Below are 13,586 nucleotides of genomic sequence, written 5' to 3' on the forward strand. Positions count from 1 at the left end.
CAACGGAAACATCCCTCTCATCCAAATTATCTCGAATCCAAGTCTTCAAAATTATGCCTCGATTCTTGAATAACTCCTTTCCCAGTAATTCTACCCCATAATATCAACCAAGCCTGTTTAACGTAGCTTAATTTTAATATCGTTCTATATCAATTGGCTCTAATATTGTATTTACTACGTGACTTGCCATAATCAGTCCTGATACAGATGGAACAAATGCATTGGATGAAGGTGGCTGTTCTGCTTTTCGCGTCTTTGGATCGTCAGGTGTGATTGCTTCTCGTATATCTTCACGAATACGAATTGGTTTTTCTTTAGAATACACTACAGGTACACCTTTTCTATATCCATCCTTGCGTAATCTATTTCGAATTACACGAGCCATTGGGTCATAACTCGTATCAAAAATATTAGCTATTTCAAATTGAGTTGGATCTGTTTTATTAGCAGCGCCCATACTAGAAATGATATTGATATTACGATCTATACATTGTTTAATTAAGTGTATTTTATAGGAGATCGTATCACTAGCATCAATTACATAATCCGGTTCATACTGAAAAAGCTGCTCATATGTTTCTTCGGTGTAAAACATCTTCAATCGAATAACTTCGCATTCTGGGTTAATATCATGTAATCGATCAGCCATGACATCTACCTTTGATTGACCAACAGTTGAAAGTAGTGAATGAAGTTGCCTGTTGATATTTGTAATATCTACATCGTCTTTGTCTATTAAAATAAGTCGACCTACTCCACTTCTTACTAGTGCCTCAGCACTAAACGAACCCACACCACCAATTCCTAATACAGCAACGGTGGCATCCTTCATTAATTGTAATCCTTCTTTTCCGATAGCTAACTCATTTCTTGAAAACTGGTGAAGCACTATTCTCACTCCTACTCAAGATTCTTTACAGTTATTATGTATCACAGTATACCTCAAACCCATTCACACAAACCCACACACAAAATATTTGTTTGAATGATTAAGGTAAAAAAAGACAAAAAAATAACCTTAAGGGTTCCCTTAAGGATGTACATTTAAAGTGAGCCAATCCCAATCGTGCCGTCGAATCCAATGTTTTGAACCCGCACTAGGCAGGTGGGTGCTCTGTTCCAGAGTTTGTGCGTCCTCTCGTTCAATGAACATGAGGCTTGCACGCCGTCTGAAAACGCCAAGCTCCCGTATAATTGATGTTCGGTCAAAACGATTTGGTCGGAAAACGTACACATCAGGATTGGCTCATTTACTTTGTACTAAAATAATAGCATATCTAGCATTTTACATCAACCACTATTAGCTTTCCATCCGAAATGCGAATAATTACCTATTACTCTTGTCCTGATTGGCGATTTTTCGCCTTTTCATTGAGTTCTAGATGAAGTTCATTCAGTTGTTCATCACTAACAGAATCAGGTGCTTCGGTTAGAAGGCAAGAGGCTGATGCTGTTTTAGGGAATAAAATCGTATCACGCAAGTTCGTACGTCCAGCAAGGATCATGACGAAGCGATCAAACCCTAATGCAATTCCACCATGTGGTGGTGCACCATATTCAAGTGCTTCTAGTAGGAACCCAAATTGGTCTTGTGCTTCCTCTTTTGTAAATCCAAGTACTTCGAACATTTTATCTTGGAGTTCTTTCTCATAAATACGAAGGCTTCCTCCGCCAATCTCATAACCATTTAATACTAAGTCATAGGCTTGCGCACGTGCTTCACCTGGCTGACTTTCCATTTTACTAATATCTTCACGTTCTGGCATTGTGAATGGATGGTGGGCAGCGAAATAGCGCTCAAGATCTTCATCATATTCAAATAATGGCCAATCAGTAACCCATAGGAAGTTGAACTGGCTTTCATCAATTAAACCAAGTTCTTTACCTAATTTCTGACGAAGAGCTCCTAAACTATCGTGTACAACAGAGGTCTTATCTGCAACGAATAAAATTAAGTCTCCTTCTTCTATATCTAACATACTACGAAGACTACTTGCTTCATCGCCTTCGATGAATTTAGAAATAGGTCCTTGTAATTCACCTTCTTGTTCTTTTAACCAAGCAAGGCCTTTGGCGTCGTAAATTTTAACATACTCCGTAAGCTTATCAATGTCTTTTCTGGAGAATTCACTTGCTTGTCCCTTTACGTTAATAGCACTTACCGTTCCCCCAGATTCTACTGCACTTCTGAACACTTTAAAGCCAGATTCTTTCACGACTTCCGAAACATTAACAAGCTCTAATCCAAAGCGTGTATCAGGCTTGTCTGAACCATAGCGCTCCATAGCATCGTCGTATTTCAAACGAGGAAATGGTGTCTCTAGTTCAATACCTTTCACATCTTTCATGACTTTCTTCATCATACGCTCTGTCATGTCTAGAATCTCATCTTGGGACATAAAGGATGTTTCTATATCAACTTGGGTGAACTCCGGCTGGCGGTCAGCACGTAAATCCTCATCACGGAAACAACGAGCAAACTGGTAATAACGCTCGAAACCAGACATCATAATTAGCTGTTTAAAAATTTGAGGTGATTGAGGTAGTGCATAGAACTCACCTTCATGAACTCGACTAGGAACTAAATAATCTCTTGCTCCCTCTGGTGTACTCTTCGTTAACATAGGCGTTTCCATCTCAAGAAATTCCTCATTATTTAAATACGAACGAATAGCTTGAGTAGCCTGGTGACGAAGTTTGAACGTCTCCTGTAAAGGACTACGACGTAAATCTAGATAACGATACTTCAACCGAAGCTCTTCTGAGGTCTCGGACTCATCTTGTAATAGAAAAGGAGGGTTTTTCGATTTATTTAAGATAGAAATAGCGTCTGCCATTACTTCTACTTTACCCGTTGCTAAATTTGCATTTACGGTGTTCTCGTCACGAGCTATAACCTTACCGTCAATCTCTACTACATACTCTGTTCGTACGTTTTCAGCAGTTTGTAAAGCTTCATTAGATACTTCAGGATTAAATACAACCTGAACAACTCCTGAGCGATCACGTAAGTCAATAAATATTAATCCCCCGAGATCACGTCGTTTTTGTACCCAACCTTTTAGCTTTACTCTTTCTTCGATTTGACTTTCTCGTACATAACCACATAACTGACGATGTTCACTCATGAGTTAATCCTCCTTAAATTCCTTTTTCATATGTTCTACGATTTCTTCTAGTTTGATGGTTTGCTGATCTCCAGTATCCATGTTTTTCAAATTTATTTGATTGTTTTGTAGCTCATCTTCACCTAAAACAAGTACATATTTAGCTCTTAGTCGATCGGCAGCTTTAAATTGAGCTTTCATTTTCTTATCTGCATAATCTTTATCTACTTGAATACCGGCTTGACGTAACTGATAAACAATGGATGCTGCTTCTTTCTTAGCCTCATCCCCAACAGTAACCACATAGCAATCAAGCTGTTCATCTATAGGTAATTCAATACCCTCAGCGTCCAATGCCATTAGAAGTCGCTCAATACTTAATGCAAAACCAATTCCTGCTGTTTCCGGACCACCGACTTCTTCAACTAGTCCGTTGTAGCGTCCTCCACCACTTAGTGTAGTAATAGCGCCAAAGCCTTCTGCCTCACTCATAATTTCAAAAGCTGTATGATTGTAATAATCAAGTCCACGTACTAAATTTGGATCAATTACATAAGGAATGCCCATTTTATCCAGCACGGACTTTACTGTTTCAAAATACTCACGGGATTCTTTATTCAAATAATCTAAAATAGAAGGTGCTGTTTCCATTGCTGGATGTTCTCGGTCTTTCTTACAATCAAGAACACGCATTGGATTCGTTTCCAGTCTCATTTGGCAATCTTCACAAAGTTCATCTTTATGAGGTTTAAAGTGAGCAATCAAAGCTTCACGATGATTTTTCCGGCTTTCTAAATCCCCTAAGCTATTTAAAACTAGCTTTAATGAAGTCAAACCTAACTCTTGATAAGCGTTCATAGCTAGAGCGATTACTTCTGCATCAATAGCTGGGTCATCACTACCTAATGCTTCAATACCAAATTGAACGAATTGACGCATCCGACCTTGTTGCGGACGCTCATAACGGAACATAGGGCCAAAGTAGAATAATTTAGTTGGCTGGTTAGGATACCCATACACTTTATGTTGGACGAAAGATCGTACCACTGAAGCTGTCCCTTCAGGGCGTAATGTGATACTTCTTCCGCCACGATCTTCAAATGTGTACATTTCTTTTTGTACAATATCTGTTGAATCGCCTACACCTCGTTGGAACAATTCAGTATGTTCAAAAACCGGTGTACGTACTTCCTTATAATGATAACGATGACAAATATCCGCTAAGACAGATTCTACATATTGCCACTTTTCAACTTCTCCGGGCAAAATATCTTGTGTACCACGGGGCCCTTTAATGTTACTCATTTACATCCTCCTTTAAAATAAAAACAAATTTCATTGCATGCTTTTTCCTATATTTTCAAAACCAATTGATAGCTAGCTATGACATAAAATAAGGTGCAAGTGTGTTGATCAATTTTTACAGACTTTATCAAAGTCCCCTATTATGATTTATTCAAGACTCTTAAGAGAACCTTATACAACATAAAAATATCCCGTCCCATATTCGAATACAATCGAATAGGGACGGGATATTTCCCGCGTTGCCACCCTAATTGAAGCACAACAAGCTTCCACTTGAACAGTTAACGCCTGCAACGTCCAACACCTACTACTAGTAAGCTTCGATGTGGAACCTAAGGAATGTCTTTCATTATAGCGTACATGTAAAAAGTGCTTTCAGCCTATGGCACTTTCTCTCTATCCATGCCTACCACAATTACTTTTTCCCTCACTGGTTATGATTTATAAGTAACTTATTAATATTTTTGGCTATATATGTTTCGTAGTATAGGTTATACTAGTTTAACAATTGAATTGATTACTATCATAATGTTGAATACCTGTTATGTCAAGAACGTATCAAACTTTCTTTCACCTTTTTAAGATCTTCTTTCATAACACCAAATGGTTCTGTCATCGCAGAGTTTTGACTACCTTCATTAAACGAGCTGGAATGAACATCCTCCATTAATCCTCCATTTTGCCTATGATTTATGATTTGTTGCTTATAACTCAGCCTCATTCATCTACTTCCTTCCATCCTTTTTCTTATATTTTCTCCAAACCATCGATATTTTTTACATCATAGAAAGGATTTTCTATAATTAAAGTTGAAAGGTTTAGTGAACTTATTTTTATTTCAAATTAAATGAAGGAGGTTTATTGCCATTTTTCACACAAAGCGATACATTCCCCTCCTGTTCCTTCTCTTCTTAGGAATTGCATGTTTTTCCAGTGTTACTATAGCAGCCTCTAGCAATGCTGTTATAAATGTAGACCCCTTAAATGTAAGAAACGGTCCTGGGTTAACGCATGCAAAGATCGGACAGGTACATAAAGACGAAAGCTATCCCGTCTTGAATGAGAATAGTAATTGGGTAGAAATTCAGATGGATAACCAGACTGGCTGGGTAGCAAATTGGTTGGTTTCTATCACAAATTCGGAAGTATCTCAAAGTTCAATGAAAGTATCTCCGAATGTAAACTGGTTACGAGTCCGAGATGGTGCGAGTACCTCAGACAGTGTTATCGGTCATATACATAAAAGTGACCAATACAAATCCACCCAAACAAAAGGTGATTGGATCCAAATAACTTTCAAGGACAAGCAAGGTTGGGTTCATAAAGATTATGTTTCAATGGTAAAACAAGCCTCAACCTCGAATGTAAGCTCTTCCGGTTCACAAATGGGCACTATTACGGTACAGACTCCTTCTCTTAATGTTAGAAGCAAAGGCAGTTTAACCAGTAAAGTCGTCGGTAGTGTTAAAGACGGAGAACAATACCCATATGTTCAAGAAAAGAATGGATGGTATGAAATTAAGCTTGGAAATGGGAAGAAGGGTTGGGTAGCCAACTGGCTGGTTACTACTTCTCAACAGAGTACTCAAACTGAAAATAATCAGTTAAGCCTTTTATACAATGCCACAAATATCCGTAGTGGTCCTTCTACAGATACCTCTATCGTTGGACGAGGTTCTAAAGGTGATGCATTTGACATCATTGCACATGAAAATGATTGGTACAAAATCAAATTCAATAACCAGACAGCATACGTAGCAGACTGGATTGTAACAACAAGTCCAACCAATATCGAACAATTGTCCAGTAAAAAAGGTACACTAAAAAACAAAACGATTGTTATAGACGCAGGACACGGCGGGCGAGATGTAGGCACGATAGGCGCTAGTGGAATGTATGAAAAAAACTTAGTTATAAAAACAGCGAATAAATTAAAAGAACGATTTGAACTTGCTGGTGCTGATGTAATCATGACTAGAGCAAATGATGCTTATGTATCATTAAGTGCCAGAGCAACCGTATCAAATGTAAAAAGAGCAGATGCATTTCTAAGTTTACATTACAATAGCTTTCCTCAATCGCCTGAAGCCAAGGGTATTGGAACATTTTATTATCATGACCAACATAGAGAGTTTGCAAGAACCGTTCAAAATGCCATGGTACAATCTACTGGATTAAATAATCGTAAAGCAAAATTCGGAGATTTCCATGTCATTAGAGAAAATCGCCAACCAGCTCTATTGTTAGAGCTAGGGTTCTTATCAAATGAACAAGAAGAAAAACTGGTAAAGACTCCAAACTATCAGGAAAACATTACTAAAGGTATTGTACAAGGTGTGAGTGAATACTTTACTAGGTAATAGCTAAATCTTTAGATCAGTTAATAAATGCATTGCATTTATATATCCCTACACGATACAAAAGAGCTTGGAAAATTCCAAGCTCTTTTTCTTTGTTTAATTTCATTAAAAGTCTTTTGTGGAACCTAAATTTCCTATGAGTAGTACTGTGTACTTAAAAACAAATATAAAAAACATGAGATTTCTAAACAGAAATCTCATGCATCTATAACGTGGATTTATGAAATCGGGTAGTCCTATGTCGCAAAAATTAGTTTATCCCTTTCTATTTTCACTTTCAATAATAAGGGTAACAGGACCTACGTTGGTCAATTGAACATCCATCATTTCACCAAAGCTACCGGTTTCCACTTCAATACCTTGTTCCCTCACAAGAGAATTGAACGTTTGATAAAGTTCATTTGCTGGTTCAGGTTTAGCAGCGTTCATAAAGTTTGGTCGTCTACCTTTACGGCAGTCCCCATATAAAGTGAATTGTGAAATAGAAAGAAATTGTCCTTCAATATCCTTCAGGGAATAATTCATCTTCCCTTGATCATCATCAAAGATTCGTAAATTAACGATTTTTTCAGCTACATATTTAGCATCTTCTTCTGTATCGTCATGTGTGACACCTAATAGAACGACTAATCCCTTTTCGATTTGTCCAGTGACTTGTCCATCTATTGTCACACTAGCTTGTTTTCCTTTTTGAATGACAGCTCTCATCGTTCTTCGCCCCTTATTGCAGCATTCTTCTTACTGTATAGACATCTGGTATTTGCTTAATTCGATCAACTATTTTTCGCAAGTGACTAATATTATGAATCATAATTGTCATATTAATCGTTGCCATTTTATTACGATCGGACTTACCAGATACAGCTGTGATGTTAGTCTTTGTTTCGTTGACAGCTTGTAGTACTTCATTTAGTAAGCCTCGTCGATCGTAACCAGATATCTCTATGTCAAGACTATACTGCTTACTCTCTTCGCTGTTATTCTCCCATTCAACAGGAAGTAAGCGATGCTTCACATCTTCGGTTTGCACATTTGGACAATCTGCACGATGAACAGATACTCCTCGGCCCTTGGTAATATAGCCAACAATCTCATCTCCAGGAACTGGGTTGCAACATCTAGAGAGTCTTACAAGTAAATTATCTACTCCTTTTACTTTGACTCCTGAATCCTTCTTCTTAGAAGGACCAGAAGGGGCTTTAATCTCATTCTGAACTCCTTCTAATGTTTGCTCTAGATCCTCTGTTTTAGGTTGTTTTTTACGTATCTTCTCTGTTAATCTTGTCGCAATTTGTGCTGCAGTAATACCTTGATAGCCAACGGCAGCATACATGTCTTCTTCATTATTAAAATTGAACTTCTCTGAGACTTTTTTAAGATTATCTGAAGTAAGAACATCTTTTGGTTCTATATCTAATGAACGAATTTCTTTCTCAACGAGCTCTTTACCCTTAGCAACGTTTTCATCTTTACGTTGCTTTTTGAAGAATTGTTTAATTTTATTTTTGGCTTGGGACGTTTGAGTAATTTTAATCCAGTCTTTAGATGGGCCATAGGAATGCTTAGAAGTCATAATTTCCAAAATGTCCCCTGTTTTCAACTTATAATCCAGAGGTTCCATTTTCCCATTCACTTTTGCCCCAATCGTTTGGTTTCCAACTTCCGTGTGAATACGATAAGCAAAATCGATAGGAACAGAACCTGATGGAAGCTCAATCACATCACCTTTTGGCGTGAAAACATACACCATATCTGAGAATAAATCCACTTTGAGGGATTCCATAAATTCTTCAGCATCATGTGTTTCGTTCTGCCACTCCAAAATTTCTCTAAACCAACTTAAACCTTCATCAAAGGATTGTGTACTTTGGTCTACATTTTTGCCTTCTTTATACGCCCAATGAGCCGCAATTCCATATTCAGCTATCTCATGCATTTCATGTGTGCGAATCTGTACCTCCAAAGGATCTCCCTTAGGCCCTATTACCGTTGTGTGCAAGGACTGATAAAGGTTAGGTTTTGGCATAGCGATGTAATCTTTAAACCTACCTGGCATCGGCTTCCAACATGTATGAATAATACCAAGAACTGCATAACAATCCTTAATACTATTAACCAAAACACGTACAGCTAACAAATCGTAGATCTCATTAAACTGTTTATTCTCAAGCACCATTTTTCGATAAATGCTGTATAAATGTTTAGGACGTCCAGAAAAATCAGCTTGAATGTTCACCTCATCCAACTGCTTTTGAATCTCATCCATCACTTCACTAATATAATATTCACGCTCATTCCTTTTTTGCTTCATTAAATGAACGATACGATAATACTGTTGAGGATTTAAATATCGTAAAGCTGTGTCTTCCAGCTCCCATTTAATTGTGGATATCCCTAATCGATGAGCTAGTGGTGCAAAGATTTCAAGTGTCTCATTAGAAATACGGCGCTGCTTTTCTGGAGGAAGATGTTTTAACGTCCTCATGTTGTGTAGACGATCTGCAAGTTTTATGAGAATGACACGTATATCCTTGGCCATCGCAACAAACATTTTCCGATGATTCTCAGCTTGTTGAGCTTCTTTGGATTTATATTTAATCTTACCAAGCTTCGAAACTCCATCTACTAGCATGGCAACTTCTTGGTTAAACGTATTTTCTAAGTCTTCTACGGTAACATTCGTATCTTCAACAACATCGTGTAAGAAACCTCCCGCAATGGTAACAGGGTCCATTTCAAGTTCCACTAGGATACTAGCTACCTGGACAGGATGAATGATATAAGGCTCTCCTGATTTACGATATTGTTCTTTATGCGAGTCTTGAGCAAAATCATAGGCACGACGAATAAACGCAGTATCTTCTTCAGAAAGATACTTACTCGCCTGCTCTATCACTTCATCTGCTGTCAAAATTTTATCTTTAGACATCCGATCACCTTTATAGAAAAAATTCGTCCTATCCTATTCAAAGACGATTTATATGATATATATTATCAAAAAACAGTATTGTTAGAAAAACAATGCATATGTTCCATTATATGGAACGTGAATGTTTATCTTCTTTATCTTACAACCTTTATAAACTATTTAAACGTAAAGAACAATATTCTCTCCACTTAAATATAACCTACATTTGAAAAAGAAAACTTCTACCCTATGAGGTAAAAGTTATGAATTGTATCTATTATATCACTTTTTTTTCTTTTTCTATAGGAAAAGAGTACTCAAACTGAGCACTCTTTTACATCTTAGTATTGCATTAATGTTAATACATCGTATCCATCTAGTTTATCGCGGCCATTTAGGTAGGTTAATTCAATTAAAAATGCACAACCTACTACTTTTCCACCAAGTTGCTCTACTAAGTTGATCGTTGCTTCAATTGTACCGCCAGTAGCTAATAAATCATCTGTTATTAGAACGCGTTGACCAGGTTTAATGGCATCTTTATGAATGGTCAATATATCTTCACCATACTCTAGGCCATAGTCTACCTTAATTGTTTCCCGCGGTAACTTACCTTCTTTTCGTACTGGAGCAAAGCCTACTTCCATTGAATAGGAAACAGGACAGCCTATAATAAAGCCACGAGCTTCTGGGCCAACTACTAAATCAATTTCTTTTTCATTTGCATATTCAACGATTTGGTCAACTGCGTATTTAAAAGCAGTACCATTGTCCATTAACGTGGTAATATCTTTAAATTTAATACCCTCTGAAGGCCAATCTTCTACCACTGTTATATAATCTTTAAGGTTCATTTGTTACTTCCTCCTTAGCCTGCACAACTCGATTCATTTGCTCATCGAACCAAGATTTTAACTGTCGATAGGATGAGAAATATAATGTTTGTTCGACATTTACATATTCATGTTTAGATTGATATAACGCTGATTCTGATAGATCCTTCTTAGAAGGATTCGAATTTAGCGTCACAAGTCCATTCTCTATTTTAACAAATTCTAATTCAAAAAACACGTTAGATATAAATTCTACTGCATCTTTAGACCAGCCTTTATGGGCAGCTAATTTCGGTCCTTCTTTTTCAAGATGAAGCTGTTTACGCTTCAATAACATGGCATAGAACCACTTAAAATGATCTCTAGTAGGAACAGTTTTTAAAAACGCTGCGTCATCTGTTCGGTAGCAAGCATGTATGTTCTTAGGATTCATTTTTTGAACTAGTGCAGCTAGACGTTCTAAGGATTGAGGCAAGTCCATTAGAATTAGATGATCTACTTGATCTAGTGGCAGTTCTTCTACCATTTCCTCATCCTCAATTTGCAACACATCAAAATACTCCCATACCCATTCATGCTCAGCTGTAACAGGATGAAAGAACACAGCCACAGCATTGTCCTGTGGTAAAGTGGTAACTGCTTTTTTCAGATGACGGCTACCTCGCAAATCGAATAGTTGCCATTCATCTACCCGAACATCTTTCATCATGAATTGTGGCTTCTTTCGACCGTTCCATTCATTGATAGAAAGTTCTCCTACAGCTGTAATAGCAGACTGTGGTGCCAATTTTGTATAAAGTTCACCTAAACCGAACCCAATTGCGTCAAGCTCACTATTATCCGCTTTAAATTTCATTTTCAAATGATTCAAGTTGCTACCAATCTGTCTAATCTCCGCTGGTGTTGAACGGTCTATACAAAAGAGTGGCTTTGGATTCCCCATCCCAAATGGAGCTAATTGATTGATCTCGTTAATCGTATCTAAGGATACTTGTGAAAGATCTAGTGTTCCATCAATGGAGAGTACCTCTCTAAAGTCATCCGGATGAAGTTGTTGATTAGCTTGTTGAGATAGCGCAGCTCGGACTGTATCTACATTATTTAACGGAAGTGTCATACCTGCAGCCTGTGCATGACCACCAAAGTGGGTAAACAAGTCACGAATCTGCATACAATTAGTAAATAAATCAAAAGCATCAATACTTCGTGCTGATCCTTTAGCTGTCTCGGTTTCTGGGTCTATCGTTAACACAATGACTGGCCTGTCAAACCTTCTCACTAGCCGAGAAGCAACAATTCCAAGAACACCTTGATTCCAACCTTCCTTAGCTACAACGATAACAGAAGGTAAATCATCACCCTCAGCATCTAACATAGATTCAGCTTCTTTAGCTATATCAGCAACAATTTGCTGTCGTTCCTGATTTAACTCTTGGATTTGATTGGCTAAGTAAGCTGCTTCATCATCGTCTTCTGTTAGCAACAGCTCCACTGCAGGTGAAGCATCTTGGAGACGTCCAACCGCATTAATACGTGGACCAATTGCAAAACCAATGTCCTCTTCTGTTAATGGACCCTCAATCCCGCATAGTTGACGCAACGCTTGAAATCCAGGTCTTACAGAACGAGAAAGTGCCTGTAATCCAAAGTAAGACAAAACCCTATTTTCATCATGAAGAGGTACTAAATCTGCAATAGTACCAATCACAACTAAATCTAGTAGATGCTTAGGAAAATCTTCAAGAAGTGCGTGAGCAAATTTAAACGCTACTCCTACACCTGCAAGTTCTTGGAATGGATAAGAACTTGAACATTTAGGGTGCACAATGGCATACGCTTCCGGTAAGCTTTCCTGAACCTCGTGGTGATCGGTAATAATTAAATCTATCCCTAATTCACTTGCTACTTTGGCTTCATGATGTGCAGCAATACCAGTATCAACTGTAATAATAAGCGTTACATCTTCTTCTTTAGCGTTCCGAAATGCTTCCTCATTAGGGCCGTAGCCTTCTGTGAAACGGTTCGGTATATAGTAGGCAACCTCAGCACCCATTTCTCGAAGCGTTTCCATCATAACAGCTGTAGAACTTACACCATCAGCATCATAATCCCCGAATACAAGGATGCGCTCTCCTTTAGAGATAGCGGTTTTCACTCTTTCGACAGCTTTATCCATATCGTTCATTAGCATTGGATCATGTAATTGTTGTAATTGTGGTGACAAAAACTGCTCTGCAGCTTCTTTTGTGTGAATACCTCTTTGTCTCAATAATTGTTGTGTTAATGATGATAATGAGTCATCTATAGGTAAGGAATGTTCTTCACTTTCAACAAAATTCCATTTCGCTTTACTACGTAACATAGATTCACCCCTGACGCACTAATTATACAAGAGCACGACAGGGGTATCAAACTGAATTTAATTTTGTATTTTTTTTATAGAATGAGAGTCTTTTATGAATGCTTAACAGGATCATCTTCAGTCGAATTCTCCTCAATAGAAGAAGAATCCTGGTTAGCATCTTCTTGTTCGATTGATGAAGTTGATTCATGTTGCTGAAGTTTTTGTTCAAGAGAACGTTTTTGACGTTGTAATCTATAGATTCGAACCATTCCAAAAGTACCCGTAATAATACCACCCATAAGCACAGAGCCTAGGATAATTAGTATGAGAGGGGCTTGCCCTGTTCCAAATAGATAATTCACTTCAACAGCATCAACGTTAAATACCGCGAATATCGCTACAATAAGTGCAAATACTAAAGCTAAAATAAAATTTGTTTGTCCTTTCACTTATACCACTCCTGTCATTTGTAAGTTGTTTTATCATGTATAAATTGTATTGGTACTCTTTAAATACATTCCCTTTCTAGTGTGCTATAAAAACCTTTCTAGATTCTTATACATTGCAAAATAAGATGAATTTGTATATGTAAGCTCAGGGAGCCCAGCTAACATCTATGACAAATAATACGTAAAGCCACTCACTTTCTTTAAGCAGAAAGCTGTTGATCTTCCAGTATCGCCCCATTATCTTGAAGACTTGGATTCGAGATAAATCTGGGTATGAAAG

10 protein-coding genes, 1 other RNA gene and 1 other annotated feature are annotated in these 13,586 nt (G+C 37.6%); of the genes, 1 reads left to right on the forward strand and 10 read right to left on the reverse strand.

All coding sequences use genetic code 11. The features are described 5' to 3' along the window. Nucleotides 1-133: 133 nt before the first annotated feature. The 5 genes from N782_RS19050 to N782_RS21680 form a co-directional block, all read right to left on the reverse strand. Nucleotides 134-889, reverse strand: coding sequence for a tRNA threonylcarbamoyladenosine dehydratase (locus N782_RS19050; RefSeq protein WP_036824128.1), 756 nt, complete (start codon nucleotides 887-889; stop codon nucleotides 134-136). A 164-nt stretch (nucleotides 890-1,053) separates the two neighbouring features. Further along, nucleotides 1,054-1,245: non-coding RNA, 6S RNA (ssrS, locus tag N782_RS21185), on the reverse strand. Between the two features lie 89 nt (nucleotides 1,246-1,334). Continuing rightward, entirely contained in the window at nucleotides 1,335-3,128 is a 1,794-nt protein-coding gene (gene aspS / locus N782_RS19055; protein ID WP_036824131.1) for an aspartate--tRNA ligase, read from the reverse strand. Nucleotides 3,129-3,131: 3 nt separating this feature from the next. Further along, a complete protein-coding gene (gene hisS / locus N782_RS19060) occupies nucleotides 3,132-4,412 on the reverse strand; it encodes a histidine--tRNA ligase (RefSeq protein ID WP_036824133.1) in 1,281 nt (426 codons plus the stop codon). Between the two features lie 215 nt (nucleotides 4,413-4,627). Continuing rightward, nucleotides 4,628-4,852, reverse strand: a binding site (T-box leader). A 107-nt stretch (nucleotides 4,853-4,959) separates the two neighbouring features. Next, entirely contained in the window at nucleotides 4,960-5,133 is a 174-nt protein-coding gene (locus tag N782_RS21680; RefSeq protein ID WP_161783142.1) for a hypothetical protein, read from the reverse strand. Nucleotides 5,134-5,377: 244 nt separating this feature from the next. Here N782_RS21680 and N782_RS19065 point away from each other — a divergent pair, with 244 nt between their 5' ends. Next, nucleotides 5,378-6,772, forward strand: a complete 1,395-nt coding sequence (locus N782_RS19065) for an N-acetylmuramoyl-L-alanine amidase family protein (RefSeq protein WP_272913663.1) — start codon at nucleotides 5,378-5,380, stop codon at nucleotides 6,770-6,772. Nucleotides 6,773-7,027: 255 nt separating this feature from the next. Here the strand turns inward: N782_RS19065 and dtd are convergent, their stop codons facing one another. From dtd to N782_RS19090, 5 genes are all read right to left on the reverse strand, one after another. Continuing rightward, nucleotides 7,028-7,480 (reverse strand): D-aminoacyl-tRNA deacylase, encoded by a 453-nt coding sequence (gene dtd, locus N782_RS19070; RefSeq protein WP_036824139.1) that lies wholly within the window; start codon nucleotides 7,478-7,480, stop codon nucleotides 7,028-7,030. A 13-nt stretch (nucleotides 7,481-7,493) separates the two neighbouring features. Then, the gene (locus N782_RS19075; protein ID WP_036824142.1) at nucleotides 7,494-9,701 is read right to left on the reverse strand and encodes a RelA/SpoT family protein; all 2,208 of its coding nucleotides are present in this window, start codon (nucleotides 9,699-9,701) and stop codon (nucleotides 7,494-7,496) included. Nucleotides 9,702-10,021: 320 nt separating this feature from the next. Beyond that, entirely contained in the window at nucleotides 10,022-10,534 is a 513-nt protein-coding gene (locus N782_RS19080; RefSeq protein WP_036824145.1) for an adenine phosphoribosyltransferase, read from the reverse strand. After that, nucleotides 10,524-12,875: a single-stranded-DNA-specific exonuclease RecJ gene (gene recJ / locus N782_RS19085; RefSeq protein WP_036824148.1), complete on the reverse strand. Its 2,352-nt coding sequence runs from the start codon at nucleotides 12,873-12,875 to the stop codon at nucleotides 10,524-10,526. The genes N782_RS19080 and recJ overlap by 11 nt, the downstream gene beginning before the upstream one ends. Nucleotides 12,876-12,967: 92 nt before the next feature. After that, nucleotides 12,968-13,306 (reverse strand): LapA family protein, encoded by a 339-nt coding sequence (locus N782_RS19090; RefSeq protein ID WP_036824151.1) that lies wholly within the window; start codon nucleotides 13,304-13,306, stop codon nucleotides 12,968-12,970. Nucleotides 13,307-13,586 lie beyond the last annotated feature (280 nt).

The organism is Pontibacillus yanchengensis Y32 (assembly GCF_000770635.1).
In the GTDB taxonomy this organism is placed as follows: domain Bacteria; phylum Bacillota; class Bacilli; order Bacillales; family BH030062; genus Pontibacillus; species Pontibacillus yanchengensis.

Bases quoted from the DNA above. Each gene is read 5' to 3' on its own strand.
- N782_RS21680 (WP_161783142.1), bottom strand. From the start codon at position 5,133: ATGAGGCTGAGTTATAAGCAACAAATCATAAATCATAGGCAAAATGGA.
- dtd (WP_036824139.1), bottom strand. From the start codon at position 7,480: ATGAGAGCTGTCATTCAAAAAGGAAAACAAGCTAGTGTGACAATAGAT.
- N782_RS19080 (WP_036824145.1), bottom strand. From the start codon at position 10,534: ATGAACCTTAAAGATTATATAACAGTGGTAGAAGATTGGCCTTCAGAG.
- N782_RS19075 (WP_036824142.1), bottom strand. From the start codon at position 9,701: ATGTCTAAAGATAAAATTTTGACAGCAGATGAAGTGATAGAGCAGGCG.
- recJ (WP_036824148.1), bottom strand. From the start codon at position 12,875: ATGTTACGTAGTAAAGCGAAATGGAATTTTGTTGAAAGTGAAGAACAT.
- hisS (WP_036824133.1), bottom strand. From the start codon at position 4,412: ATGAGTAACATTAAAGGGCCCCGTGGTACACAAGATATTTTGCCCGGA.
- aspS (WP_036824131.1), bottom strand. From the start codon at position 3,128: ATGAGTGAACATCGTCAGTTATGTGGTTATGTACGAGAAAGTCAAATC.